At 70.4% G+C, this 26597-nt stretch carries 24 protein-coding genes; 12 read left to right on the forward strand and 12 right to left on the reverse strand.

The features are described 5' to 3' along the window. Nucleotides 1-32 precede the first annotated feature (32 nt). The 8 genes from HDA39_RS03725 (at nucleotide 33) to HDA39_RS03760 (ending at nucleotide 7075) form a co-directional block, all read left to right on the forward strand. Complete coding sequence (locus HDA39_RS03725) at nucleotides 33-674, forward strand: O-methyltransferase (protein WP_184793839.1); 642 nt, start codon at nucleotides 33-35, stop codon at nucleotides 672-674. Next, a complete protein-coding gene (locus tag HDA39_RS03730) occupies nucleotides 671-1312 on the forward strand; it encodes an ABC transporter ATP-binding protein (protein ID WP_184793840.1) in 642 nt (213 codons plus the stop codon). Before HDA39_RS03725 ends, HDA39_RS03730 begins: the two co-directional genes overlap by 4 nt. Continuing rightward, nucleotides 1309-2898, forward strand: a complete 1590-nt coding sequence (locus tag HDA39_RS03735; RefSeq protein ID WP_202892856.1) for a DUF6297 family protein — start codon at nucleotides 1309-1311, stop codon at nucleotides 2896-2898. The genes HDA39_RS03730 and HDA39_RS03735 overlap by 4 nt, the downstream gene beginning before the upstream one ends. 67 nt (nucleotides 2899-2965) lie before the next feature. Beyond that, entirely contained in the window at nucleotides 2966-3310 is a 345-nt protein-coding gene (locus tag HDA39_RS03740; protein ID WP_184793841.1) for a PadR family transcriptional regulator, read from the forward strand. Then, the gene (locus tag HDA39_RS03745; protein WP_184793842.1) at nucleotides 3307-3918 is read left to right on the forward strand and encodes an HAAS signaling domain-containing protein; all 612 of its coding nucleotides are present in this window, start codon (nucleotides 3307-3309) and stop codon (nucleotides 3916-3918) included. Before HDA39_RS03740 ends, HDA39_RS03745 begins: the two co-directional genes overlap by 4 nt. Before the next feature lie 258 nt (nucleotides 3919-4176). Beyond that, complete coding sequence (locus HDA39_RS03750; RefSeq protein ID WP_184793843.1) at nucleotides 4177-5118, forward strand: alanine racemase; 942 nt, start codon at nucleotides 4177-4179, stop codon at nucleotides 5116-5118. Then, nucleotides 5115-6320 (forward strand): MFS transporter, encoded by a 1206-nt coding sequence (locus HDA39_RS03755; protein ID WP_184793844.1) that lies wholly within the window; start codon nucleotides 5115-5117, stop codon nucleotides 6318-6320. The genes HDA39_RS03750 and HDA39_RS03755 overlap by 4 nt, the downstream gene beginning before the upstream one ends. Continuing rightward, on the forward strand, nucleotides 6317-7075 hold the full coding sequence (locus HDA39_RS03760; RefSeq protein WP_184793845.1) for a methyltransferase domain-containing protein: 759 nt from the start codon (nucleotides 6317-6319) through the stop codon (nucleotides 7073-7075). The genes HDA39_RS03755 and HDA39_RS03760 overlap by 4 nt, the downstream gene beginning before the upstream one ends. Nucleotides 7076-7079: 4 nt before the next feature. Here HDA39_RS03760 and HDA39_RS03765 read toward each other — a convergent pair whose 3' ends face one another. Together HDA39_RS03765 and HDA39_RS03770 are read right to left on the reverse strand one after the other, a co-directional pair. Then, on the reverse strand, nucleotides 7080-8324 hold the full coding sequence (locus tag HDA39_RS03765) for a hypothetical protein (RefSeq protein ID WP_184793846.1): 1245 nt from the start codon (nucleotides 8322-8324) through the stop codon (nucleotides 7080-7082). 12 nt (nucleotides 8325-8336) lie between these two features. Further along, nucleotides 8337-9878 (reverse strand): alkaline phosphatase D family protein, encoded by a 1542-nt coding sequence (locus tag HDA39_RS03770; RefSeq protein WP_184793847.1) that lies wholly within the window; start codon nucleotides 9876-9878, stop codon nucleotides 8337-8339. Between the two features lie 130 nt (nucleotides 9879-10008). On the opposite strand from HDA39_RS03770, the gene HDA39_RS03775 reads away from it, so the two are divergent. Beyond that, a complete protein-coding gene (locus HDA39_RS03775) occupies nucleotides 10009-11445 on the forward strand; it encodes an agmatine deiminase family protein (RefSeq protein ID WP_184793848.1) in 1437 nt (478 codons plus the stop codon). Between the two features lie 24 nt (nucleotides 11446-11469). On the opposite strand, the gene HDA39_RS03780 is transcribed toward HDA39_RS03775, so the two are convergent. From HDA39_RS03780 to HDA39_RS03795, 4 genes are all read right to left on the reverse strand, one after another. Next, complete coding sequence (locus HDA39_RS03780) at nucleotides 11470-13692, reverse strand: RICIN domain-containing protein (RefSeq protein ID WP_184793849.1); 2223 nt, start codon at nucleotides 13690-13692, stop codon at nucleotides 11470-11472. A gap of 57 nt (nucleotides 13693-13749) precedes the next feature. Further along, the gene (locus HDA39_RS03785) at nucleotides 13750-14649 is read right to left on the reverse strand and encodes a peptidoglycan recognition protein family protein (protein WP_184793850.1); all 900 of its coding nucleotides are present in this window, start codon (nucleotides 14647-14649) and stop codon (nucleotides 13750-13752) included. Between the two features lie 161 nt (nucleotides 14650-14810). Then, the gene (locus HDA39_RS03790; RefSeq protein WP_184793851.1) at nucleotides 14811-15884 is read right to left on the reverse strand and encodes an LLM class flavin-dependent oxidoreductase; all 1074 of its coding nucleotides are present in this window, start codon (nucleotides 15882-15884) and stop codon (nucleotides 14811-14813) included. A gap of 294 nt (nucleotides 15885-16178) precedes the next feature. Then, complete coding sequence (locus tag HDA39_RS03795; RefSeq protein ID WP_184793852.1) at nucleotides 16179-16499, reverse strand: hypothetical protein; 321 nt, start codon at nucleotides 16497-16499, stop codon at nucleotides 16179-16181. 101 nt (nucleotides 16500-16600) lie between these two features. On the opposite strand from HDA39_RS03795, the gene HDA39_RS03800 reads away from it, so the two are divergent. Further along, complete coding sequence (locus tag HDA39_RS03800; RefSeq protein WP_184793853.1) at nucleotides 16601-18484, forward strand: glycoside hydrolase family 76 protein; 1884 nt, start codon at nucleotides 16601-16603, stop codon at nucleotides 18482-18484. Nucleotide 18485: 1 nt separating this feature from the next. Here the strand turns inward: HDA39_RS03800 and HDA39_RS03805 are convergent, their stop codons facing one another. The 5 genes from HDA39_RS03805 to glnA all read right to left on the reverse strand — a co-directional run bounded on the left by HDA39_RS03805 (nucleotide 18486) and on the right by glnA (nucleotide 24000). Further along, nucleotides 18486-19916, reverse strand: a complete 1431-nt coding sequence (locus HDA39_RS03805; protein WP_184793854.1) for an ATP-binding protein — start codon at nucleotides 19914-19916, stop codon at nucleotides 18486-18488. Beyond that, complete coding sequence (locus HDA39_RS03810; protein ID WP_184793855.1) at nucleotides 19913-20632, reverse strand: response regulator transcription factor; 720 nt, start codon at nucleotides 20630-20632, stop codon at nucleotides 19913-19915. Before HDA39_RS03810 ends, HDA39_RS03805 begins: the two co-directional genes overlap by 4 nt. A gap of 55 nt (nucleotides 20633-20687) precedes the next feature. Then, entirely contained in the window at nucleotides 20688-21494 is an 807-nt protein-coding gene (locus HDA39_RS03815; RefSeq protein WP_184793856.1) for an ABC transporter permease, read from the reverse strand. Then, nucleotides 21491-22405: an ABC transporter ATP-binding protein gene (locus tag HDA39_RS03820; RefSeq protein ID WP_184793857.1), complete on the reverse strand. Its 915-nt coding sequence runs from the start codon at nucleotides 22403-22405 to the stop codon at nucleotides 21491-21493. Before HDA39_RS03820 ends, HDA39_RS03815 begins: the two co-directional genes overlap by 4 nt. A gap of 170 nt (nucleotides 22406-22575) precedes the next feature. Continuing rightward, the gene (glnA, locus tag HDA39_RS03825) at nucleotides 22576-24000 is read right to left on the reverse strand and encodes a type I glutamate--ammonia ligase (RefSeq protein ID WP_184793858.1); all 1425 of its coding nucleotides are present in this window, start codon (nucleotides 23998-24000) and stop codon (nucleotides 22576-22578) included. A 169-nt stretch (nucleotides 24001-24169) separates the two neighbouring features. Between glnA and HDA39_RS03830 the strand changes: the two genes are divergently transcribed. Both HDA39_RS03830 and HDA39_RS03835 read left to right on the forward strand, forming a co-directional pair. Beyond that, nucleotides 24170-24634 carry an RDD family protein gene (locus HDA39_RS03830; RefSeq protein ID WP_184793859.1) on the forward strand — a complete coding sequence of 155 codons (465 nt, stop codon included), beginning with the start codon at nucleotides 24170-24172 and terminating at the stop codon, nucleotides 24632-24634. 54 nt (nucleotides 24635-24688) lie between these two features. Beyond that, entirely contained in the window at nucleotides 24689-25216 is a 528-nt protein-coding gene (locus HDA39_RS03835) for a hypothetical protein (RefSeq protein WP_184793860.1), read from the forward strand. Here HDA39_RS03835 and HDA39_RS03840 read toward each other — a convergent pair. After that, nucleotides 25213-26493, reverse strand: coding sequence for an SAM-dependent methyltransferase (locus tag HDA39_RS03840; protein ID WP_184793861.1), 1281 nt, complete (start codon nucleotides 26491-26493; stop codon nucleotides 25213-25215). The two genes, HDA39_RS03835 and HDA39_RS03840, sit on opposite strands and share 4 nt — an antisense overlap. Between the last annotated feature and the right edge of the window lie 104 nt (nucleotides 26494-26597).

Below are 26597 nucleotides of genomic sequence, written 5' to 3' on the forward strand. Positions count from 1 at the left end.
ACCGAACATCACGAGGAAACGGCGGCAAGCGAATGGGCAACCAGGTCCAGGTGACCGACCAGCTGCACGACTACATGGTGGCGCACGGGATGCCGCTGGACGAGATCGCGACCGAACTGGTCGCCGAGACGCAGCAGCTCGGCTCCGCCGCCGGGATGCTGACCACGGCCGACCAGGCCGCGCTGCTGACCACGCTGACCCGGCTGATCTCGGCCCGGCGCGCGGTCGAGATCGGGACCTTCACCGGCTTCTCCGCGCTGGCGATCTCGCGCGGCCTGCCCGAGGACGGGCAGCTGATCTGCCTCGACGTCAGCGACGAGTGGACCTCGATCGGCCGCAAGTACTGGGAGCGGGCCGGGGTCGCGGACCGGATCGACCTGCGGATCGGTGACGCGCACGAGTCCGCCGCCGAGCTGGACGGCGAGTTCGACCTGGCCTTCGTCGACGCCGACAAGCCGGCCTACATCGAGTACTTCGAGCACCTGGTCCCGCGGATCCGGCCGAATGGGCTACTGCTGTTCGACAACACGCTGGCCGGCGGCCGCGTGGTTGGCGTCCACGAGGAGGACCCGGTCGACCGCAAGGAGTTCAACGCCCACATCGCGGCCGACGACCGCGTCGACGTGGTGATGCTCGGCATCGGCGACGGGCTGACGCTGGTCCGCAAGCGATGACCAAGGCGGCTCCCCGGCTCGCGGTCACCGGCCTGCGGCACCTGTACGCCGACCGCCCGGTGATCGAGGACCTGACCTTCAGCCTCGCCGCCGGCCGGGCGGTCGCGCTGGTCGGCCCGAACGGCGCGGGCAAGACGACCGTGCTGCGCTGCATCGTCGGCGCGCACGAACCCGCGGCCGGCACGATCCTGCTGGACGGCGTACCGATCGACGAACGCGCGGAGACGGTCCGGCGCGATGTCGCCGCGCTGCTGGACGACCTGGACTTCTTCCCGGATCTGACCGCGGCCGAGCACCTCGACCTGCTCGCCCGCGCGCACGGGAACCCGGAGCCGGAGGACCTGGTCGACACGTTGCTGGACGACGTCGGGCTGCTGCCGGCGGCCGATCAACTGCCCGGCTCGCTGTCGTCGGGTCAGCGCCGGAGGCTGGCGCTGGCGACCGCGCTGGTGCGGCCGCGGAAGCTGCTCGTGCTGGACGAGCCGGAGCAGCGGCTGGACACGGCCGGTGTGGCGTGGCTGGCCGAGCGGCTCGTCGCGGAGAAGAAAGCGGGGACGTCGGTGGTGTTCGCGAGTCATGATCCGGCCCTGGTGCAGGCCGTGGCGGACGCCCGCGTCGAACTCACCCCGCTGCCTTGAGCGCCGCCGACGGACCGGTGGTCTTCGACCCGGCCGACTTCGGTCCGATCCCGCGCTCGGCCGAGCTGCGACGGTGGATGCGCAAGGTGCGGCGCGGCAAGGCCGACCGCACGTTCTGGCAGCAGTTCGAGGACATCTACCTGGTGATCTTCGCGCTGGCCATGCTTGGTGCGTCGGGTGGGAACGTCGTACGGCACCTGAACGAGAACTCCGCGTCCTGCGCGAACACGTCCTGCTCCCTGGTCGTCGACTACGTCCCCTTCATCCTCCTCCCACTCCTCGTGGCGGGCATGCTGCGGATTCTGCTCAGCGTCGGTCCGGTGTCGGCCTCCCGGGCCACGGGATTCTGGTTGCTCGCGACGCCGGTCGACCGCGGCGCGGTACTGCGTCCGGCCTACCGACTCGTGATCACCGTCGCGGCGGTTCTGGGCGCGTTGTTCGCGGTGGTGGGCTTCGCGGTGTTCGGTGCGTCGCTGTGGGCGGTGATCGAGGCGACGATGGTCGCGACCGCGCTCCTCGTGTGTGTCGCGTGCGCGACCGTGTGGGCTCAGCAGTCGCCGACGGCCGTCAAGTGGACTCTGCGGATCGCGGACGGCTTTCTCGTACTGGCGGCGATCGCGGCGCTCGCCCTCGCGATCGAGGCCCGGGAGAACGCGGCCTGGCAAGAATCGTCTGCGGAGACGCTGATCGCCACCGTCTACGGCACCGGGACCTCGTCCGGGTTGTCTCTCCAGCAGCAGCGGGTTCTTGTCCTCGGCGCGGCGTGCCTGGTGGTCGCTGCAGCGGCGGTGGTGATGACGGCTCGCTCGTTGGCGCGGCTGCCCAAGCAGAGTCTGGTCGCCGGTGGGGACCTGCTGGCCGGGATGGCCGGGGCGGCGATCACCATGGACGTGAGTTTGCTGGCCGACATCGTGGCCGGGCGGCACTGGCGGACGGTCGGGCGGCTGAAGTCGCGGCGCGGGCGGGGCGAGCGGGTGCAGGCGATCATCCATCGCGAGTTCCGCCGCGTACTGCGCTGGCCACGGCGGTTGATCGTTGGCGCCGGGCTGCTCGTCGTCCCGTACGCCGTGGCCGGGACCGGGTACGACGTCCTGGTGCCGATCGCGGCGGGCTTCGCCGGGTTCGTGGCGGCGCGGCCGTTGATGGACGGACTGCGCTCGGTCTGCCGGTCGACCGGGCTGGTGCGCGCGCTCGGGATGGACCTGAAGGACCTGCGCATCGCGATGTCCGTCGTACCGGCAGGTTTCGTGATCCTCTGGACGCTCGCAGCCGGCCCGGCGCTGGGTGACGCGCCAACAACCTTCGCGGTCGCGGCCGGCATCCTGACCGGCGTCGTCCGGCAGGCGTCCGCCCGACCACCGTCGTACGCCGGCCCGCTGGTCGCGTCACCCATGGGCGCGATCCCGCCGGGCTTGTTCTCGCAACCGATCCGTGGCTTCGACCTCCTGCTCCTGTGCCTGCTGCCGGTCCTCTTCGGCCTACCACCCCTGTGGTGCTACGTGATCCCCGGCATCGTCCTGGCCTTCATGTTCAGCCTCCGCCCGAAAACGGACGCCCCGGCGCCTCCAGCCGCGCCTCGCGGATGAGCCACAGATAGGACAGTCCGGAGCGCGGCTCTGGCGCAGCTAGGTCTACCGAGGTACCTTGTTTCGCATGGTAGCGGAGAAGGTGTTCAGCCAGCTCCGGCGTGGCACGCTCGAGTACTGCGTACTCGCGCTGCTGCAGGACGACGAGCAGCGGTACGGGTTCGAGCTGGTGAAGGCGCTGGGGCAGGTCGACGGTCTGGTGACGACCGAGGGCACGCTCTACCCGTTGCTCGCCCGGCTCCGGCGCGAGGGGCTGGTCGACACCGTCTGGCGCGAGTCGGAGTCCGGGCCGCCGCGTCGCTACTACACGTCCACGGCCGCGGGGACCGCCGCGCTGGCCGCCTTCATCGTCGACTGGGAGCGGTTCCGCGGCTCGGTCGATTCCGTTCTGGGGCTGAGGAGAAGTCGATGACGGTGCAGCACGACACCGACCAGCTGGTCGCCGCGTACCTGAAGTACCTGGCCAAGGCGGCCGAGCCGCTGCCGGCCGATCGGCGCAACGACCTGGTCGCCGAGGTGACCGCGCACATCGCCGAGGAGCGAGCGGCCGGCGTGGAGAGTCCGGAGCAGGTCAAGGCGATGCTGGCCCGGCTCGGTGACCCCGACGAGATCGTCGCCGCCGCGACCGACGGGCTGGTGCTGGTCAAACGTCAGCCGCGGTACCGCAGCCGCGACGTGGCCACGCTGCTGCTCCTGCCGTTCGGTGGCTTCCTCTACCTGGCGGGCTGGATCGTCGGCGTCGCGTTGCTGTGGACCTCGGACCGGTGGACCCGCGAGGAGAAGCTTTTGGGCACACTCGTGGTGCCTTTCGGGTACCTTCCGGTGCTCATGCTCGGGAGCCTGTCCACGTCGGCCTGCCGGGCCGACATCAACGGCGTGATCCTGGGCTGTGGCGGCTTCAGCTATCCGGAGTGGTTTCGCGTCCCGATCCTGATCGTCTTGTCCGCGGCGCAACTGACGATGCTGTTCGTCCTGGTCAAGAACGCCCGCCCGGGCCGTTCGGCCGCGCCTCGCGGATGAGCCACTTGCGTTCGGCCCGGTCGGTTTGTCGAGGTCCACGGGGGAAAGAAGCATCCTGGTTGAGGTCTTCCGATGTGGTGGGTGCTGTCTTAAGCTCCTGCACCTGTGCTGACCCGTCATGACAGGGAGGAGCGTGCCATGTTCTGCATCGATCCGCCGGAAGAGGCCTGACCACCAGCCCGTGGAGTGCGGCGGCACCTGGTGTTCGTGGTGCCGGGTTCCGCCGTGCTTCTCAGTCCGACCGTCAGTCGGGAGCCGATGCCTGATCCCGCCGTCGCCCTGGACCTCCAGCAGGTCAACCGCAACCTCGAGCGCTTCCACCAGCAGGCGGCTGCCGCGGGATGTGTGGTCCGGGCGCATACCAAGGCACACCGGACCACCGAGCTGACGACGCTCCAGGTGTCCGCGGGCAGCGTCGGAGCTGCCGTGATCAACGCGCGGGCCGCGATCGGGCTGGCCGCGGCCGGCATTACCGATGTGGTGGTCGCGTGGCCTTGGCCCGAGCCGTGGCGCTGGCCCTTGTACGTCGAGGCCGCGGACCGGCTCGATCGCTTCGCCGTACATGTCGACCAAGCCGAGACCATCCGAGGTCTGGGCGCGCTGGCAGTCGGCGCCGGGACGGAGATCGGGGTGCGGATCGACGTCCGGCACACCGGCGAGGACGGCGTACTGCCGCTCGCCAGGCTGGCAGCTGAGACGCCCGGCATCCTGCTGGACGGCGTCACCGGATACCCGGCCCCGGAGTCGCGCGCGGACATCGACGACCGCGCCGCTCTCGGTCGCAGGCACGCCCGCATGCTGGTTGATCTCGCCGAGCAGATCCGGGCCGAGGGCATCGACTGTCAGGTCGTCAGCGCGGGTGGTACGCCGACCGCCGAGGCGGCGATGGACGTGCCCGGCATCACCGAAGTGGTGGCCGGCGCCTACTCGACCCTGGACGCCGGCCTTGCGGCCATCGGTGCGTGCGGGCTCGACGAGGTGGCGATCAGCGTCTCGGCCGCACACGCCGACCTGCTCGACGGCTGTCACCAGCCCTGGGATCCGGAGGCCGGCCCGGTTCTCGCCGGCGACCGGTTGCTGCCGGCGCACATCTGCCCGCTGGCCAAGACGTTGATGCGCCGCGGCATCGGCTTCACCGTGCTGTACGACGGCCGGCCCGTGGACCACTGGCAGCCGATCGGAACACCGGATCGCGCATGACGCCACGCCTCTGGCTGCTGTTCTCGGCCCGGACCGTCTCGGTGCTGGGCAACGCGTTCGGGCCGATCGCGATCGCCTTCGGCGTGCTGGCGCTGCCCGGCGCGACTCCGGGCGTACTGGCGACGGTCCTGGCCGCGCAGACCGTCCCGCAGTTGGCACTGGTGCTCCTGGGCGGAGTGATCGGCGACCGCTTCCCGCGGTACCGGGTCCTGGTCGTCGCCGAGTTGATGGCCGCCGCCGGGTACGCCGCGCTGGCGGCGATGCTGCTCACCGGCTGGGCACCGATCGGCATGCTCACCGGCGCGGCGTTCGTGACCGGCGTGGCCTCCGCGCTCCTGCTTCCGTCGCTGACCGGTGTGATGGCCGAGGTGGTGGGGGAGGGCGATCGACAGCGGGCGAACGCCCAGTTGAAGCTCGGTACGAACTGCGCCCGGATCGCCGGACTGTTCGCCGCCGGCGCGACGGTGGCCCTGCTCGGACCAGGCGTCGCCCTGGCCGTCGACGCGGCCACGTACGTCGTCGCCGCGATCCTGCTCGGCGCCTTGAAGCTCCCGGTGACCGTCCGCACCGAGCGCCGCGACGTGCTGACCGAGCTGCGCACCGGGTGGCGGGAGTTCAGCCGGAGACAGTGGCTGTGGGCAACGGTCTGCGCCGCCGCGTTCATCAATGCCGCGTCGACGGCCGGGTTCGGCGTCCTCGGGCCGGTCCTGCTCCGGGACCGGCCCGGCGGATCGGTGCTCTGGTCGATCGTGCTCGTCGGGTACGCCGCGGGGATGCTGGCCGGAGTCTTCGTGGTCCTCCGGATCCGCCCCCGCCGGCCGCTGGTGGTCGCCACCGCCATGACGCCGCTGCTGGCGTTGCCGCTGATCGCGCTGGGCCTGGAACTGCCGGTGCCGGTGGTCGCCGCCGCGGCCTTCTGTTCCGGCGTCGCGATGGACGTCTTCGGCGTCCTGTGGGAAACCGCCGTACAGAACGGGATCCCGGCCGAGCTGTTGTCCAGGGTCGGCGCGTACGAGTACCTGGCGGCCTTGTCGCTGAAACCGGTCGGCTCGATCGCCGCCGGTGTCCTTGCCACCGGCCTCGGCGCGGCCCCCGCGCTGCTGCTGTTCGGCGGTGTGGTGGTGCTGGCCGGTACGGCGGCAGCGCTCGTCCCGGGAGTCCGGCACCTCGAATCGACCCAAGAAGCGGGAGCACGATCGTGACCGACAGCTATGTCGAAGGATTCGCCGAGGCCTACGACCAGTTCTGGTCGCCGTACCCCACGAAGGCCGCCGACTCGTTGCTGACCTTGATCCGGGCCGCGGTGCCGGACGGCCGCCGGGTCCTCGACGTCGGCTGCGGCACCGGGATCGTCGCCGAACGGCTCACCCGGGAGGGCTATCGGGTGACCGGGCTCGACCAGTCACCGGCGATGCTCGACCGGGCGCGGCAGCGGCTCGGGCCCAACGCCGACCTGCGATCCGGCGACGCCGCGGACTTCGCGGTCGACGCGCCGTACCCGGTGGTGGTGTCGACGTACGACATCCCGAACCACCTGGCGGATCTGGACCAGGTCGCGGCCTACCTGCGCTGCGTGTTCCGGGCGGTCGAGCCGGGCGGGTTGTTCGTGTTCGACCTCGCGACGGTCAAGGGGCTGAGCGGGATGAACAAGGTCCAGATCCGCGACACCGACGAGGCGATGCTGCTGTTCCGCGGCGCGCTGAACGAGGCGGCCGGGATGGGCTTCTACCGGATCTCGGGCGTGGTCCGCGCCGCCGACGGCCGGTACGACCGGTTCGAGACGACGATGACGAACATCGTCGTCCCGCTGGACTGGATCCTGAAGGAGCTGGCCGCGGCCGGCTGGGCCGACAGCTACCCGGCGGCGCAGCACGACCTGCTGACCCCGCTGGCCGAACCGTGGTCGACGACCGCGGCCGAGCTCCTCCACGTGTACCTCGTCTGCCGCAAGCCCTAGCTGGTCACCAGCCGTTGTTGGCGAAGCTGTGGCCGAGGATGACCTGGTCGAAGGTGTTGCCGTCGTTGTCGTCGGTGTAGGCGACGGCGACCTCCGACCACGGGGAGACGGCGACGGCGACCTGCTCCTGGCGGCCGGCGGTGAGTTGGCTGAGGCGCTGGGCGGACAACCGGCCGGTGTCGCTGCCGTCCGGGCCGAAGCCGCGGACCCAGACGTCGAGGTCGGTGGCCTGGGTGGTCCAGCCGACGACCGAGTTGGCCTGGTCGTCGATGCCGATCGAGGGTTGCGTCGCCGCCGTGGCGACCTGGAGATCGGCGTGGCGCGCGGTGCCGGTCGACGTGAAGGATCGGGTGGCGGTCGTCGTACCGGACTGCCACGCGACCGCGAAGTCGCCGTTGAAGTTCGCCGCGACCGACGCACGCGTCTGCTCGCCGGCGAGCGTGGCGTTCGCCGTACGACGAGTCAGGTTGACCGCGCCGTTGGTCCGCGCGAGCCGGACCAATCCGACGTCGTACGACGCGTTGGCGTCGTCGTCGTCGTCCCAGACCACGACGGCGTCGCCGGAGGCCGAGACCGCGACGTCCGGGGTGTGGTGCTGGCCGGTTGTCGCTGACGCGGTCACCTCCCAGGCGCGCGTGGTCGGACCGGTGAAGCCGGCCGCCTTGATCGTGGCCGGCGTACCGGTCTGGATGTCTTCCCAGGCCACGGTGAACGCGACGGCCGCGCTCGACGGAGCGCCGTCCGGGTCGACGGCGACGCGCGGCTTGATCTGCTGGCCGTCCGAGTTGCTGTTCGCGCTGCCCGACGCGGTCACGGTCCCGGCTGTGTTCACGACCCGGTACGGGACGTTGTAGTAGCCGTTGCCGTCCGGGTCGTCGGCCCACACCACGACGGCGTTGCCCTTGTCGTCCAGGCCGACGTCCGGCGTCAAGTGCCGCCAGTTGGTGACGCCGCTGCCGCCGGCGGCCGACAGCTTCTTCTCGTACACGGCGGTGCCGTTGCGGAACAGCCGGAGGTAGATCTCGCTGTGCGCGTTGTCCTCCGCGGCGGTGGTGTCGCGGTCGTCCTCCCAGACCACGGCGACGTACCCGGTCCGGTTGGTCGCGATCGCCGCGACGTCCTGGTCGCCGGTGGCGGTGCTGTTCGCGGTCACCCAGGTCGGTGCCGCGACGGCGGCGTGCGCGGTCAGGACGCCGGTGGTACTGAGCAGGACCGACGCGACGGTGATCCCCAGAAGCTTCTTCTTCATGGTCGTTTCCCCTCAGACCGTCTGCAGGCCGGGCCGGCCCTCTTCGACGACGAACGACTTCACCGTGGTCGCGGCGGCGCCGTGCTCGGTGACCTTCGCGACCGCCCGGAAGTCGGCCCGCAGCTGCGTCGGGCTGAGCGTCGTCCGGATGTAGCCGCGCCGGTTGTTGTAGAACTTCAGCCACGGGTTCGTGCCGACGTCCGGGATCGTGGTCGCGCCGTCGCCGTCGCCGCTGGACGACACCGAGCTGGTGACGAGCTCCTGGCCGATCACTGCCGACGCCGGGTTGTTGTAGTCGGCAACCAAGTTGCTCGCCCAGGCGCGGTGCACGTCACCGGTCAGGACGACCGGGTTGCGCACGCCGCGGTCCACCCAGCCCTGCTGGATCCGGGCGCGGGAGGCGCGGTAGCCGTCCCACGAGTCCATGCTCGCGCCGGTCGAGTTGAACCGGCGCGCGAAGAACACCTGCTGGCCGAGCAGGTCCCAGGTCGCGCCGCGCTGGGCGAGGTTGTTCAGCAGCCAGGTCTCCTGCGTGTTGCCCGGCAGACTGCGGCTGGCCAGGTCGGCGTCCGAGCAGATCTTCCAGCCGTCGCCGCAGGCCTGGTCGTTGCGGTACTGCCGGGTGTCGAGCATGTGGAAGCTGGCCAGCTTGCCCCACGGCAGCTTCCGGTACAGCGGGATGCTCGCGCCGCTCGGCGCCTGCGCGGGACGCAGCGGCAGGTTCTCGTAGTACGCCTTGTACGCCGCGCTCTGCCGCGCGGTCCACTGCGCCGCGCTCAGCGACGGCGTGCTGTCGGCGCGGATGTTGCCGGCCCGGTTGTTCTCGACCTCGTGGTCGTCCGGGACGACGATCCACGGCGCGGCCGCGTGCGCCGCCTGCAGGTCCGGGTCGGACTTGTACTGCGCGTACCGGCGGCGGTAGTCGGCCAGCGACACGATCTCCGACGCACCGGCGTGCAGCCGCGGCCGGCCGGTCGTCGCGCCGTACTCGTAGATGTAGTCGCCGAGGTGCAGGATGACGCCCGGGTTGTCCTCGGCCATCCGGCGGTAGACGGTGAAGTAACCCTCCTCGTAGTGCGAGCAGGAGGTGAACGCCATCACCAGATCGCGGCCGTTCGTGCCCGGCGCGGGGGCGGTCCGGGTCCGGCCGACGGGGGAGAGGTGGCCCTGGGCGCGGAAGCGGTAGAAGTAGTCGGCGTCGGGGTTGAGCCCGGCGGCGACGACGTGCACGGAGTGGGCGGCGGCGTACGTCGCGGTCACCGAGCCGGACGCGACCAGGGTGCTGAACCGGTCGTCGGTGGAGACCTGCCAGTCGACGGCGACGTTGGCGTTGGCCATACCGCCCTGGCCGTCGGCGTTGAGCGGAGCGGGCGCGAGCCGGGTCCAGAGGACGACGCTGCTCGCGTCGGGTTCGCCGGAGGCGACGCCGAGCTGGAACGGGTACGGGACGGCGGCGGTGGCGTTGAGGACGCTGGAGGAGTAGGCGGGGACGGCCGCGGCACCGGCCGCCGCGAGTCCGCCGAGCATGAGTGTTCGACGACTGATCGGGCTCATGAGGTCTCACCTTCGTGAACGGGGCGGGAGTTCGTTCACCATGGTGTCGCGGTTTCTGTAACTTTTCTACTACTCGGTGTGAACAGCTCTCGTGCGATCATCGGCGCGACGATCGAACGGGGAGTGAACGATGCTGGGCCGGCGGGAGCTGCTGCGTGCCACGGGAGTGGCGGGACTGGGGATGGTCGTGGGTGGGTGCCGCGAGGAGCCGAACGGGGACGCGCGGCCGACGAGCGGGACGCCCGCGAGCGGGACCCCCGGCGGGACGCCGTCGGGCGGGCCTGGGGCGACGGGGTTCCGGATGCCGGCCGAGGGTGGGCCGCACGAGGTGACCTGGATGGCGTACGGCGCGACGCCGGGCGTGTGGGGTGAGGACTCCGTTTCGCCGTACGGGCGGGATCTGCGCAACAGCCGGATCGTCGCGCGGCAGGACCTGGTCCGGCTCGCGGCGACGATCGCGCGGTTCGAGCCGGTCGTGCTGCTGGTGAACTCCGCGGCCGACGAGGCCGAGGCGCGACGGTTCCTGGCGGAATGCACCGCTGGACGCTCGGTGAAGGATCAGGTGGGCGACGAGCTCGATCGGTCCGGCCGGATCTACGCGGGTGGTGAGAAGCTGCCTGCGATCGGGAGCGTGGAGTTCGTCCGGATGCCGCTGAACGACCTGTGGGCGCGCGACACCGCGCCGGTCTTCGTCCGCGACGCGGGTGGACGACTGCACGGCGTCGACCTGAACTTCAACGGCTGGGGGCAGTGGCCGCCGCGCACCGGGCTGCCGGGCTGGCGCAAGGACCCGGTCAAGACGCGGAACGGGATCCGGGATCAACCGGTCACGCGGGACCGTGGCGTCGCGGCGGGGATCGCTGTCCAGGGTGACGTGCAGGTCGTGCGGACCTGGTTGACGATGGAAGGCGGCGGGCTGGAGGTCAACGGCGCCGGTCTGGGGGTCGCGACCGAGAGCTGCATTCTCAACCCGAACCGGAACCCGGGTCGCACGAAGGCGCAGGTCGAGGCGGAGCTGCGGCGGGTGTTCGGGGTCGAGCGGATGCTGTGGATGCCGGGGCGGCCGGGGATCGAGCTGACCGACTGGCACGTGGACTTCCTTGCCCGATTCGTTGCCCCTGGCAATCTCCTGTACGCCGCGTCGGACGATCCGGAGGACGAGCCCGACCAGCGCGCGCTGCGCGCGGGAGTGGACCGGATCAACACGCTGCCGGCGAACGAGCGCGCCTTGCTGCTCGGTGGTGCGGATCGCCTGACGCTGCACGCGGTGCAGCCGCCCGACCCGGAGCAGGTCTTCGCGGCGTACCAGGCGCGCAACCGCGCGCTGCCGATCACCGAGCGCGGTGCCGACGAGTTCGCCGAGACGGCCGCGACCGGGTATGTCGGGTACTACGAGGCCAACGGGTGCGTGGTGCTCGGGCAGTTCGGGGATCTCGACGCCGACCAGGCGGCGTACGACCTGCTCTCGGAGCTGTACCCGGATCGGATCGTCGTACAGATCACCACGGACGGGCTCGCGAACGCCGGCGGGACGATCCACTGCGCGACCCAGCAGCAGCCCGCCTGAGCGGGCTGCTGCCGGGCCGATCCGCTAGGGGTAGTTGACCCACTGGGCGACGTTGGTGCTCGAGTTGGACGGACCGCCGGTGTTGTTGATGACGTGGTTGATCGTGCCGCGGCCGCCGAGCGAGACCGTGACCATGTTGTGGAACTTCACGCCGGCCTTGTTCGGCACCTCGAAGGCGCGTTCGGCGACGATGCTGGCGTCGCTGGTGAAGACGCAGTAGCTGCCGAGCCCCCACGCCTCGTGCGTGGTGACCGAGTCGGCCACCTTGTACGCGGCGTACCCGCGGGTGGACCCGTTCATCCAGGCGCCCTGGTTCGGCGGGTCGTACGGCATCTCGTTCTGGTAGAAGTACGTCCGGCCGCCGTTGCCGTTCCAGATCGTCTGGTACTTCTGGTAGTGCTCGACGAACAGCCCGTACGCCGTGACGTTGTCGCCGTTGACGACCAGGCCGGTGTCGGCGGTGTTGGTGCCCCAGCCGACGCCGATCGAGTGGTCACCGCGCCACAGCCACGCGTGGTCGAGGATCACGTGGTCGCTGTTGATCCGCAGCGTCTCGGTCGCCCGGCCGACCGCTGAACCGCCAATCCGGAAGTACACGTCGTGCAGCGACGTCGGGTTCGCGCTGTGGTCGGCCGAGGCACCGGTCTGGCCGACCTCCATCAGCAGCGCCGAGTTCGTCGGCGCCGCGTCGATCAGCAGGCCGGCGATCTTGACGCCGTCCACGTCCGCGACGGTGATCGCGCTGTTGCCGTTGGTCGGCATCACCGTGGCCAGGCCGAGGCCCAGTGCGACGGTGTCCGGCCGGGTGATCCGCAGCGGCTCGCTGAGCCGGAAGATGCCCGGGGTGAACAGGAGATTCTTGCCCGCGGCAAGTTCCGCGTTCAGTGTCGCGGCCGAGACGCCCGGTTTGGCGATGTAGAACTGGCTGATCGGCAGCGACTGGCCCGCGGGGTTGCCGCTGGTCCAGCTCGGGCCGGCCGAGTTCGTCCGGATCGCCGGGACGAACACCTGGTACGCACCGGCGTTGTCGATGTAGAGGTACGGCTTCTCCCGGACCACCGGCGTCTGCGCGACCTTCGTGTACGGCGGGTTCGGGAAGTTGCCGGCCGGCGCGTTCTGCGCGCCGACGAAGACCATGTTCCAGTTCTGGCCGGTCCAGCTGCCCCAGTTGGTGTTGCGCGACAGCCACTGCTGCTGGCTGCCCGACCGGACCTGGCCGTCGACGAGCATGTCGGCCATGAAGCCGCCGCTGGCCCAGCCGCCGTCGTCCAGCGCGAGGTTGCCCTTCAGATGCATCCGCCGGTACGCCGACGCCTGGCTGACCGCCCACCGGTCGAGCCCGCCGGGCGGGGTGACCGTCAGGCCCTCGGCGCCGCGCCAGAAGTTGTGGGTCGCGTTCTGCGGTGGGAACCAGTCGGCCTCGACGTGCACGGCGCCGTTGATGTTCACGCTGCCCGGCGTCAGGCCGAGGCCCGCGACCTGGGTGAAGAAGCCGACGTTCGCGCTGACGTTGTAGTTGCCGGGCTTGAAGAGGAGGGCGTAGCGCTGTTCGCCGTACTGGTTCTCCTCCTGCTGGTCGAACACCTGGTCCAGGCGGCCCTGGATCTGGCTGGCAGGCATCGACGGGTCGAAGACCGAGACGTTCGGGCCGAGGTCCGGCGTACCGGGCGGGTTGGTCGGGGGCGTGCCGTCCACAGGGCTGATCCTGAACGATTGGGCGGCGCTGCCGTTGCAGGTGTACTGCTGCAGCTGGACGCTGTCCGCGGTCGCGGCGGACGGGACGTCGAGGCACTTGCCGCTGTTGCGGTTGACGAGGTGGTACGCGCCGTCGGCCTCCTCGACCGGGCGGAACTGCTGGTTGTTGCCGTTGCCGAAGGCCCACAAGTGGATCAGCGCGCCGTCGGCGGCGGAGACGTTGCTGACGTCCAGCACCTGGGCCGGGGCGTTGCGCGCGTTGATCCGCACGTAGCCGTCGGAGGTCGGCTGGAACTGCCACTGCTGGGCGGTGCTGGAGTTGCAGGCGTACTGCTGGACGGCGGTGCCGTTCGCCGTACCGGCCGCGCGGGCGTCGACGCACTTGCCGCTGTGCTTGGCGGCGACGGTGTTCCAGCCGGTGGGGGAGATGGCGGCGATGGCGGCCGGTGAGGTCACCACGGACAGAGCGGTGGCGACGACGGCGGCCACCAGAGACGCCGCGACCGCCGCGCGGGCACGCGGCGGTCGACGGAGCGGGGCGACTCCAGGCATGGGTGTTCTCCTCTGAAAGGGAATGACCTCAAAGGAAAACGAACTTCTTTACTTAATTCAAGAGGTAGAAGAAGGGTCGTCGGATTCCGGAACCGCTTCCGGTGCGGTCTGCTGGCTCGCGCCGTTCGGCAGGGCGGCGAGGATCGCGTTGAACCGGCGGACGTAGTCCTCGTAGCGGCCGGCCTCCTGGTTGACCAGGCCCTGGACGCGGCGCTGCAGGTCGGCGTACCGGCCCTCCTCCTGGTCGGTCAGGGCTTGCACGCGGTTGGCCAGATCGGCGTACCGCTGGGCCTCCGCGGTCTGGAACTTGCGCAGCTCGGCGAGTACCTCGTCGGCGTTTGCCATGTCGTCTCCATCGGGTCCGGCCCGCAGTACGGCGGCCAGGTCGGTACGGAACTTGTTCATCGGGTTACGGCCCGGGTCGGTCTTGCGGCGGGTGTGCTCGCGGTGACCGATCACCGCGAGCGCGTTCCAGCCGTGGAAGTCGCAGACCGCGGCGGCGTGCAGCAACGCCGTGCGGTACGCCGCCGCGGTCATCGCCCGCGCGCCGTCGTACCGGACCTCGTTGCCGTAGTAGTGCGCGTTGCCGTCGACGTTGTCGGCGCCCGGTCTCAGCTCGGACGCGTAGCCGGCGTAGTTCTGCGCGGTCACCCGGCTCAGCGTGGTCTGCGACCCGCGGCCGGCGTGGTTGGCCCGGCCGACCGCGCCGACGTGCAGGTCGCCGTCCATGTCGGTCGACACGTTGCACAACGGCCCGGGGATGCCCTCCTCGGCCCGGCCGCGCACGAACAGGAAGTTCAGGTAGTCGTCGCTCTGGGAGTTGCTGCCGGTGTGGTGCACCATCACCCCGCGCACGTCCCCGAACGCGCCGGGCCGGCCTCGCGTCCGCCATCCCGGGTACTCCCGGAACTTGACCCCCCACTTCCGCAACGCCGCCACCGTCTGGTCAGCCGTCATCGGTCGGGCCAAAACAACACCTCACACGCCTCACGTCTTCACCGACAGTGGCAAAGCTCGTACTGGGTGTAGTCCCCACCCAGCCCCCAGGTAAACCTCACCGTCCGAGGAACCTACTCACTCCCGGTGGCCGCGTCGAGGGACCAGGCGAAAACTTGGGGTTACTGGCTGAGGAGCGGGAGGAGTTGGTCGCCGACGCGGATGATCTCCTCGCGGTACGGCGTGTCCGACAGGATGAAGTGGCTGAGGCCGAGGTCCTGGTACTTGCGCAGCGACTTGGCGACGTCCTCGGCGGAGCCGACGAGCCAGGTGGTGCCGGCGCCTCCGCCGCCGTACTTGCCGGGGGCGGTGTAGAGGTTGTCGTCGAGCACGTCGCCGCGCTCGGCGAGCTCGAGGAGGCGTTGCTGGCCGACGGCCTTGAACCGCCGGGCGTTGGGGCCGTGGGTGTCGCGGAAGTTGGTGTCCTGTGCCATCTTCTCGACCTTGGCCTCGGCGTCGGCCCAGGCCTCTTCGGTGGTGTCGCGGATCAGTGTGGTGATGCGGAGGCCGTACTCCAGCGGCTTGTGCTCACGACCGAGCTCCTGCTGCAGGCCGTCGAGGCGGTCGATGCGTTCGGCGATGCCGTCGAGCGGCTCGCCCCAGAAGAGCTGGACGTCGGCGTCGGTGGCCGAGACGCGTTCGGCGGCGGGAGAGGCGCCGCCGAAGTACAGGCGAGGGTGCGGCCGGCCTTCTCTGGCGACCGGCCGGGTGGCGACGGTCGAGTTGGTGACCTGGAAGTGCTCGCCGGTGAAGGTGACGTCCTCCTCGGTCCACAACCGTCGTACGAGCTGGAGGAACTCCTTGGTCCGCGTGTACCGCTGCGCCTGGTCGCCCTCGCTGTCGCCGTACGCCGCGAGGTTGTCCTGCCCGGACACGATGTTGATCAGCAGCCGCCCGTCGCTCAGTCCGTCGAGCGTGCTCGCGGCCGACGCGAAGTGCGCGGGGTGCCAGTAGCCCGGCCGGATCGCGGCCAGCGGCTGGAACGTCGTGGTCCGCGCGGCGAGCGCCGTCGCGACGGTCAGCGTGTCCGGCCGCCCCCAGCCGGTCCCGAGCAGCGCACCGCCCCACCCGTGCTCCTCGGTCAACCGCGCGAGGCCGGTCAACCGCTCCAGACTGTTGTGCCCTTCGGTGGTGTCGTCACCCCGGTGTCCGGGCTGCACCTGGTTGGGGATGTACCAGAGGAACTCGAGGCTCATGCGCCGACCTTTCGACCCAGGACAACCGCCGACGGAAGCGGCTGTCGCGACGCGAAGAAGCTTATTACAGCTCAATTACTCGACTTAGGTCGTCTCACGGACAGAGCACGCTCCCGCCGGCGCAATCGGCGCAATCGGCGCAATCGGCGCAATCGGCGCACCCGGCGCACCCGGGGGCTCGGCCGACTGCTCCCGTTCCCCACGACTGCCGCGGTACATCGGGCCAGTGGTCACAATCGGGACCAGTCGTCGCGGAACACGCCAGTGGACCACACAAGATCCACGGATTCAGGCTCAGCTCGCCTTCTGGCCGGCGAACGCGTCCAGGATCGCCGCTTCCACCGGGTACGCCGTACTGCGGTCCGCCAGCGCGAACGGTTCCAGCAGCGCGATCCCCGGCTGGGTGATGATCCGCGGTGTCGTGCCCCGATGCGGCCACGAGGCGGCGTGGACGAGGAAGGGGTGGCAGAGGAACACGTCGCCCGCAGTACCGGTCGCGTACACCACCGGGCGATGCGCACTGGCCGCGTCCACCGGCGGACCGGCCGCGGCCATGTCGAGCCCCTCGTCGCCGGCCGGCGCGAGCACCCTCGCCGCGTGCCTTTGCTTCGCCATTGACATCGTTGTCCGCGGTGGTGACGATACTGACGCACGCCGAAGGAAACGTTTCCAATTCTGGTCGGCCGAGCCGCCTGGAACCTCGAGGAGATCCGCCCATGATCCTGAGTCGTTCACGTGTCCTGCGCGCGCTGACCGCCGGCGCGGCAACGCTGGCCGTCGGGCTGGTGCCCGTCCTGCCGGCCGGAGCCGATCCCGGGGGAGGTGCCGACGGCCCGACCGCGACCGCGCGGGCCCGGGTCGCGGCCGACGTCCTGATGAGCTCGTACGAGCCGGTCAAGGCGTGGTTCCCGTCCAGCTGGTGGAACTCGGCCGTCGCCCTGCAGACCGTCGGTGACTACATGCAGCGCACCGGCGACCGCCGCTACCTGTGGCACCTGGACAACACGTTCGAGAAGGACAAGGGCGTCTTCCCGGCCGGCTACCTGTCGGGTGATCCGCTGCTCGGCAACTTCACCAGCCGTGCCATCGACGACTCCGAGTGGTGGGCGCTGACCTGGATTCAGGCCTACGACCTGACCAAGAACCGCAAGTACCTCGACATGGCGGTCACGATCGCGAAGTACGTCGAGGACTACTGGGACGACACCTGCGGCGGTGGTGTCTGGTGGGACGCCGAGCGGACCTACAAGAACGCCGTCACCAACGGCCTCTGGATCCGGCTCACCGCCGAGCTGCACAACCGGATCCCGGCCGACCGGCACTGGCTCGGCCGCGCGCAGCAGGGCTGGAAGTGGCTCACCGGCAGTGGCCTGATCAACGCCGACGGCCTGGTGAACGACGGCTTGACCACCAGCACCTGCAAGAGCAACAACGAGACGGTCTGGACCTACAACCAGGGCCTGGCGATCGGCTCCGGCCTCGAGCTGTGGCGCGCGACCCGCGATCCCCGGCTGCTGACCACCGTACGGCGGTTGGCCGACGCCGCGGTGCGCGCCGGCGGGCTGGCCCCGAACGGGATTCTCACCGAGTCCTGCGAGGCGCCCGGCAAGTCCTGCGACGACAACCAGAAGCAGTTCAAGGGAATCTTCCAGCGCTACTGGATGGACCTGACGGACACCACGCACGACCGGCGCTACCTCGCTTTCCAGGCCCGGCAGGCCGCAAGCGTCTGGGACAACCGCGACGCGGCCGGACGGCTCGGGCTGCGGTGGTCCGGTGGCGAACCGAACGTCGTCGACTGGCGGACCCAGGCCAGTGCGCTCAGCGCGCTGATCGCCGACGTACCGGCGCGACCGCCGGTGCGGTCCCTGTCCGCGACCATGACTCCGGCGCAGCCCGTGGTGATGGCGTCCAGTGCAAGTGCGACGAAGGTCAAGCTGACGGCTCGGCTCCAGGCCACGGCGCCTGCGGGTCAGCGAATCACCGCCGACGTCCGGGCGTCGGCTCCCGCGGGGTGGACGGTCACGCCGCGCCGGGCGTCCGTGACCCTGCGCCCGAAGGGCAACGCCGTACCGGCACAGGCCGAGGTCGCGCTCGAGGTGACGATTCCCGCCGGTACGGCGGACGGCCGCTATCCGGTGACCGTGAAGGCGACGTCCGGTCCGCTCCTCGCGTTCACCACCCAGGCGGAGATCCTGGTGGCGCGCTCAGTGGACTTCGACACCGGCACCGCGGCCGAGCTGCCCTGGCTGCACGACGCCGGCGGCTCGCAGAGCAACGGCGTCCAGAACCGCTTCGCCGACGGCAACGCGTACTTCGTCTACCGCTTCCCGTTCCCGTCCGGCACCACGTCGGCCTCCACGACGCTGACGCTCGACAACGAATACGTCGTCGAGGCGAGCGGCGACGGCCGGCAGTGGACCACGGTGGCGCGGGAGACCCGGCACATCCACGACAGCTCGAACAAGGCTGCGCACACGATTGACCTGACGCCGCATCTTGGCCCGGACAAGGCCGCCTACGTGCGCATCTCGGACTCGTTCCCCGAGGAGGGCTGGGGCGGGCGGCTGTACCACCTCAGCGCGACGTACGCCGGGTAGCTCAGGTAGCCAGCGGGAGCGTGATCCGGAAGCAGGCGCCTTCGCCCACGGCGGTGAGCAGTTCGACCTCGCCGCCGTGGGCCTGGGCCAAGGACCGCGCGATCGCCAGGCCGAGGCCGGCGTTGGCACCGCCGGACCGGCTGCGGGAGCGGTCCACCCGGTAGAAGCGGTCGAACACGCGGCTCGCCTGGTCCGCACTCATTCCCGGACCCTGGTCGGAGATCTCCAGGACGGCGCGACCGTCCGCACTACCGACGCCGATGCGGACCGGCGTACCGGCCGGGGTGTGAGCGACCGCGTTGCCGACCAGGTTGGTGACGACCTGACGCAGCCGGGCCTCGTCGCCCCACACCGGCGCCGGGCCGGGTGGGCCACCACCGGGCCCGGTCAGCTCGACCGGCCGCGACGGATCCAGCGCCTGCAGATCGTGCCGGGCGTCGTTGGCCAGTGTCCGCAGGTCCATCGGGCCCGGCTCGAGCAAGGAGTCCGGCGCCTCGTCGAGCTGCGCGAGCAGCAGCAGGTCCTCGGTCAGCCCGGCCAGCCGCCCGGCCTCCTGCTCGATCCGGCGCATCGTCGCGTCGACGTCGGCGGGTTCGGGCAGTGCGCCCATCCGGTACAGCTCGGTGAAGCCCTTGATGCCGAACAGCGGGGTGCGCAGCTCGTGGCTGACGTCGGAGACGAACGTGCGCATCCGGGCTTCGGAGGCCGACCGATCGGCGAACGCCTGCTCCAGCTGACCCAGCATGGTGTTCAGCGAGCCGGCCAGCCGGCCGATCTCGGTGCCGGGCGCGGCCAGATCGGGCACCCGGCGCGACAGGTCGCCGCCCGCGATGGCGGCGGCGGTCTGCTCGATCCGGCGCAGTGGCCGCAGACCGCCGTTCACCGCGAACCAGCCGGCGACGGCCAGCGCGGCCAGGGTGAGGGATCCCGCGATCACGCTGCTGCGCCGGACGCGGGCGACGGTGGAGTCCGCCTCGGCGAACGAGCCCGCCACCACCACTGAGCCGGACGGCCGGGGCAGCGCGATCGCACGCCACCGGGCGTTTCCGTCGGACGAGGTGACGACGACGGCGGGTCCATCCGGCGGAACCTTGCGGAGGTCCTCCACCCGCGGGAGCTGCTCCGAACCGATCCGCGGTGAGCTGACCTCGCCGACGACCGCGCCGGCCGGGTCGAGGAACACGAAGTACGGGCTGCCGAACAGATCCAGTCCCAGTGCCAGCTGTCGGGCGTTGGCGTCCGCGCGCTCCGGGTCGGTCGGGGCACCGGACGTCTGCAGCAGTTGCCCGACCGAGCGGAGTTCGGAATCCAGCCTGGTCCGGAGATGGTCCTGCAGCCGTGCGTTGACAATCGTGCTGCCCGTGGCGAGGCCGACCACGAGCAGGAGCAGGGTGATCAGGAGCAACCGGGACCGCAGCGACAGCCGCCTCACCGTCGCGGCTCGCGCATCACGTAGCCGATGCCGTGCACCGTCTGGATGAGTTTCGGCTCGCCGGTGTCGGCCTTGCGGCGCAGGTACGAGATGTAGGTGTCGACGATGCTGGCGTCACCGCCGAAGTCGTAGGCCCAGACCCGGTCGAGGATCTGCGCCTTGGAGACGACGTGACCGGCGTTCTGCATCAGGTAGTGCAGCAGGCGGAACTCCGTCGCCGACAGGCGGATCGCGCGGCCCGCCCGCGTGACCTGATGGCCCTCGACGTCGAGCTCGAGGTCGCCGACGGTCAGCCGTGCGGCCGGTACGCCGTACGTACGCCGCAGAATCGCCCGGATCCGGGCGATCAGCTCCTCGAGGTCGAACGGCTTGGTCACGTAGTCGTCGGCTCCGAGGGACAGCCCGGTCACCTTGTCGGCCTGCCGGTCGCGGGCTGTCAGGAAAAGTACCGGCACCGGGTGACCCGGCCGGTCCCGCAGCTGCCGGACGACCTCGAAGCCGTCCAGGTCGGGCAGCATCACATCGAGCAGTACGAGGTCCGGTGGTTCGCGGGTGGCGGCGGCGACCGCCTCGGCGCCGGTGGACGCCGAAGCGACCGAGAACCCCGCGAACCGCAGCGTCGCCGACAGCAGTTCGCGGACTGTCGCCTCGTCGTCCACCACCAGCAGACGCTCGGCGCCGCCCGGCCGGATCACTGCCGCTTCCCCGTCGTCCATGGTCGCCAGACTACGGAGACGCTGCCGGGGATCCGGGCGTCCGCACCGAAGATCATCAGACCTCGCGGCGCCGGAAGACGACCGAAGCCACCACCAGCACCACCGCGATCCCGGCGGTCATCCCGGCCAGGTTCGTCCACGCGTCGGGGTACTCCGGAGTCGGCAGCAGCCTCCGGATCTCCGGCCCGCCGAGCGACGGCCAGTACGCGAAGGCCTGCTGCGCCCAGGACGGAAGCGCGCCACCGAAGGCCGGCACGAGCAGCGTGATCCCGACCTGGACGGCCAGACCGCCCGCGGTGGCCCGGGTCAGAGTTCCGACCGCGACCGCGAGCAGGCCGACGGCGGCCAGATACAGACCGGTACCGGAGACGGCCGTGAGGACTTCCGGATCGGTCAGCGCCGCGGTGGGAGAGCCGTGGTGACGGTCGAGCATCGCCTGACCGGCGAGGAAGGCGACGAACGACGTCAGCTGACCGGCCAGCAGAGCGACGGCCGCGAACACCAAGGTCTTTGCCGCCAGCAACCATCCGCGACGCGGCATCGCCGACAGCGACGTACGGATGGTGCCGGTCGCGTACTCCGAGGTGACGACCAGGATGCCGAGCACGCTGATGCACAGCTGAGCCATGAAGAAGCTGTTGAGCGACAGAGCGGTCGGATCCCAGGCCAGCTGGTCGCCGGGACTCAATGCGCTGTACCTGCCCTGGTCGCCACCGCAGACGAGCAGGGTGATGGCCGTGCTGAACACCACCATCGCCAGCAGCGTCCACCAGACCGAGGGCAGGCTGCGCAGCTTCGTCCACTCCGAGCGCAGCAGGTCGACGAACCGCAGCTGGGACCGGACGGCCGCGACGGCGCTCATACGGCGGCTCCGGCGTACTCGACGCTGTCCTGGGTCAGTTCCATGAACACGTCCTCGAGCGACGGCGTCCGCGGAGTCAACTCGGACAACGCGACGCCGTGCACCGCGGCGAGCCGCCCGATCTCGGTGGAGTCGAGCCCGGTGACGATCAGCGAACGCTCCGGCCCACCCCGTACGACGCCGCCTGCGGCGGTCAGGTGCCGGGCGAGCTCGTCGGCGACCTGGGCCCGGACCAGCACGGTGCCGTCGCCGTGCGAGCGGGTGAACTCGCTCATGCTGGTGTCCGCGATCAGCCGGCCGCGGCCGATCACCACCAGGTGGTCGGCGGTGACGGCCATCTCGCTCATCAGGTGGCTCGAGCACAGCACCGAGCGGCCGTCGGCCGCCAGCTTGCGCATGAAGTCGCGGATCCACCGGATGCCCTCCGGGTCGAGCCCGTTGACCGGCTCGTCGAAGATCAGGATCCGCGGGTCGCCGAGCAACGCCGCCGCGATGCCGAGCCGCTGCCGCATGCCGAGCGAGAAGCCGCCGGCCCGGCGGCGACCGATCTTGTCCAGCCCGACCATGGTCAGGACCTCGGCCACCCGGCGGCGCCCGATGCCGTTGCTCTGCGCGATCGCGAGCAGGTGGTCGTCGGCCCGGCGCGCCGGGTGCAGCGCCGCGGCGTCGAGCAACGCGCCCACCTCGGTCAGCGGCACCGGTAACCGCGCGTACTCGCGGCCACCGACCCGGACCGACCCCTTCGTCGGCGCGGCCAGCCCCAGGATCATCCGCATCGTCGTGGACTTCCCGGCACCGTTCGGCCCGAGGAACCCGGTCACGTGCCCGGGCTCGACGGTGAACGACAGGTCGTCCACCACCAGGTCCGGCCCGTACGTCTTGGTCAACCCACGTACTTCGATCGTCGTCATCCCCGCAGCCTGACCCGCGCCCCTGACCGACTGCTGAGAGTTCCTGGGAGATCTCTGTGAACCGGCCACCCGCCGCGCGGTGGCGTCGGTACGCCGTACAGGAAACTCTGCGAAAAACCTCGGGCCCACCCGCGCGAAGCGGGTGGGCCCGAGGTGGTGACGGCTACGGATCACACGTCGTAGTACAGCTCGAACTCGTGGGGGTGGGGGCGGAGCTGGATCGGGGCGATCTCGTTCTCGCGCTTGAAGTCGATCCAGGTCTCGATCAGGTCGGCGGTGAAGACGTCACCCTCGAGCAGGAACTCGTGGTCGGCCTCGAGGGCGTCGATCACGGCCGGCAGGGAGGTGGGGACCTGGTTGACCGACGCGTGCTCCTCGGGCGGGAGCTCGTAGAGGTCCTTGTCGATCGGGTCGGCCGGCTCGATCTTGTTGCGGATGCCGTCGATGCCGGCCAGCAGCTGGGCCGCGAAGGCCAGGTACGGGTTGGCCGACGGGTCGGGGCAGCGGAACTCGATGCGCTTGGCCTTCGGGTTCGAGCCGGTGATCGGGATCCGGATGCAGGCCGAGCGGTTGCGCTGGGAGTAGACCAGGTTGACCGGGGCCTCGAAGCCGGGGACCAGGCGGTGGTAGGAGTTCACCGTCGGGTTGGTGAAGGCCAGCAGCGACGGGGCGTGCTTGAGCAGGCCGCCGATGTACCAGCGGGCGGTGTCGGACAGGCCGCCGTACCCGGACTCGTCGTAGAACAGCGGGTCGCCGTTGGCCCACAGCGACTGGTGGCAGTGCATGCCCGAGCCGTTGTCGCCGAAGATCGGCTTCGGCATGAAGGTCGCGGTCTTGCCGGCGTCCCACGCGGTGTTCTTGACGATGTACTTGAACTTCATCACGTCGTCGGCGGCGTTCAGCAGCTCGCTGAAGCGGTAGTTGATCTCCGCCTGGCCCGCGGTGCCGACCTCGTGGTGGGCGCGCTCGACGATCAGCCCGGAGTCCTCGAGGTGCTTGGTGATGTCGTTGCGCAGGTCGGCGAAGTGGTCGACCGGCGGCGCGGGGAAGTACCCACCCTTGTAGCGGACCTTGTACCCGCGGTTACCGCCCTCCTCGACCCGGCCGGTGTTCCAGGCGCCGGCCACGGAGTCGATGTGGTAGTAGCCCTCGTTCGCCTTGGTCTCGAAGCGGACGTCGTCGAAGACGTAGAACTCCGCCTCGGGCGCGAAGAACGCGGTGTCGGCGATCCCGGTCGACTTCAGGTACTCCTGCGCCTTGCGGGCGATGTTGCGCGGGTCGCGCGAGTACGCCTCACCGGTCAGCGGGTCGTGCACGAAGAAGTTGATGACCAGCGTCTTGTCCTTGCGGAACGGGTCCAGGTACGCGGTCGTCGGGTCGGGCAGCAGCGACATGTCCGACTCGTGGATCTGCTGGAAGCCGCGGATCGACGAACCGTCGAACTGCAGGCCGTCCTCGAAGACCTCGGGACCGAACGACGACACCGGGACGGTGAAGTGCTGCATGATGCCCGGCAGGTCGCAGAACCGGACGTCGATGAATGCGACGCCCTCGTCCTTGACGTAGGCGAGCAGCTCCTCAGCGCTGGAAAACATACATACTCCTCGGGGTGGCTCAGAGATTCACCTGAACGTAGGCCCTGCCAATTACTCGGCCGTGACGCAGATGTTTCGCGGATGTTAAGCCCAGCGTGTCCGCGCTGACCCACTGGCGAGGTGGGGGAGGCAGGTGAGATCTGCCGCGCCCCTCCGTAGGCTAGCCACTATGGCATCATCCGCACAGCCGGGGACAGGACCCGCCGAAGAGTTCCGTTATCCGGGCAACCGTCTCGGCCTGCCCGAGGACGGCCCGGGCTCGGTCACCGGCTGGGGCCGCCGGCTGCTCGCGCTGCTGATCGACTGGCTGCTCGCCGGGCTGATCGCCTCGGCGATCACCGGCAAGCCGATATGGGCCGGTGGCAACGATTACAACACCGCCCAACTGGTCACGTTCTTCGCGATGTCGGCCGTGCTGGCCGGGCTCGCGGGCTTCACGCTCGGCCACCGGATCTGCGGTCTGCGGGTGGTCCGGGCCGGCGTGAGCGGCCCGGGGTACACGGCGCAGCCCGGCCTGCTCGCCGGGGTGATCCGCGCGTTCCTGATCTGCCTGGTGCTGCCCGCCGTCGTGTACGACCGCGACCGCCGCGGCCTGCACGACCGCGCCGCGGGCACGATCGTCGTACGGCGCTGACCGCAAGCTGCCAGCCCGGTCGAGGCCGCGCCAGGTTACGGCAGGATGGCAACCATGAAGGTGATCACCGCCACGCTGGCTGTTGCTCTGCTCCTGACCGCCTGCGGCTCCGGAGACGACTCCGGTGCGCCGAGTGCATCAGGCCCGAGCGCGACAGCGCCGAGTACGTCGGCCTCGTCACCGACGCCGAGCGACACCCCGAGCCCGACGCCGACTCCCACGCCGAAGCCGAAACCCAAGCCCGTGGCGCCGCCGAAGGCGAAGGACGGCACCAACCTGGCCGCCTGCCGCGACGCCGACTGCCAGGTCCAGGTGTCCGGCCGGACGACGATCAAGTTCCGCGGCGGCAAGCTGGTGATCACCAAGATCGACAAGTTCGCGCACTTCGAGCTGAGCGGCCAGTTCGGCGGCGGCAGCGGTCAGCTCGGCCCGGGCGCGCCGGTCACCTTCGGTGGCGGCGGCATGAGCGGTACGTTCGGCGGTTCCCAGCCGGTCCCGCGCTCGCAGGACGGGCCGGGCCTCACCCTCCGGGTCGAGTACGTCGGCAACGGTCGCGCGATCGTCGACCTGCACAACGTCTAACGGCGGGTCAGCAGCAGTTGCACGTCGTCCAGGTACCCCGAGCGGAAGCCCGCCTCGGAGTAGGCCAGGTAGAACTCCCACATCCGCCCGAACGTGTCGTCGAAGCCGAGGGCGGAGATGCTCGGCCACTGGTCGACGAAGCGGTTGCGCCAGATCCGCAGGGTCCGCGCGTAGTCCGGGCCGAGTGAGCGCAGCACCTGCGCGTGCAGCCCGGTGTGCTGGTTGGTGACCTCCTTGATCACCTTCACCGACGGGATCAGCCCGCCCGGGAAGATGTACTTCTGCACCCAGGTGAAGGTGTTGCGGGTGGCCAGCATCCGCTCGTGCGGCATCACGATCGCCTGGACGACGGCGACGCCGTCCGGCGCGAGCCGCCGTTCGATCGCGTCGAAGTAGACCGGCCAGTACTTCTCGCCGACCGCCTCGATCATCTCCACGCTCAGGACGGCGTCGAACTCGCCGATCTGGTCGCGGTAGTCCCGCAGCGCGACCTGGACCCGGTCGCTCACACCGGCGTCGGCGATCCGGCGCTGGGCGAGCAGGGCCTGCTGGGAGGCGATGGTGATCGCGGTGACCCAGGCGCCGCGCTGGGCCGCGCGGATCGCCAGACTGGCCCAGCCGCAGCCGATGTCGAGCACCCGGGAGCCCGACCGGACCCCGGCCGCGTCGAGGATCGCGTCGAGCTTGTGCAGCTGGGCGGGCGTCAGTTCGTCGTACGACGCGGTGCCGAGATCGGCCAGCGGGTCCGCCGTACCGAAGTACGCCGCCGAGTAGGTCAGCGTCGGATCGAGGAACTCCGAGAACATCGCGTTGCTCAGGTCGTAGTGCCGGCTGATGTTCTCCCGGGCGCCGGCCCGGTCGTTCTCCTGCTCACCGGGCTGGGACTTGGTCACCAGCCAGCGCAGCGACTGGGCCCACTTCGGCAGCAGGTGCCGGGTCTCCTCGTTGCTGAACCGCTGGGCGAACGGGACCAGCAGGTCGGCCAGGTCGGTGCCCGGCTCCGGGTCCCAGTCGCCGGCCAGGAAGGCCTCGCCGAACCCGGAGCCCGCGTCCTGGCCGAGCCGGTCCAGGAACGGGCCGCTGCGGTGCACGCGCATCGCCGGCCCGCCCAGCCCGTACCGCCGGTTGTCGATCGCGATCGAGGCGGGCAGGTCCTTGGCGATGATCCGGATCGCCGCCAGCGCGCCGGCCCGGCGGACCGGGTTCGAACGGGGTGCCACCAGGCTCGGCCAGGTCGTGGCCTCCGGCTGGTGCACCGCCGGCATCACATCGGTCATTTCCCGTCCTCGCCCCTAGATCCGTCCTGGCGCACTCTACGGTCGATCGGCGCACGGATGGTGCGACACCAGGCACAGGATTGTCCTCACCCAAGACAAACGGC

Origin of the sequence: Kribbella italica (assembly GCF_014205135.1) — a bacterium.
Lineage (GTDB): Bacteria > Actinomycetota > Actinomycetes > Propionibacteriales > Kribbellaceae > Kribbella > Kribbella italica.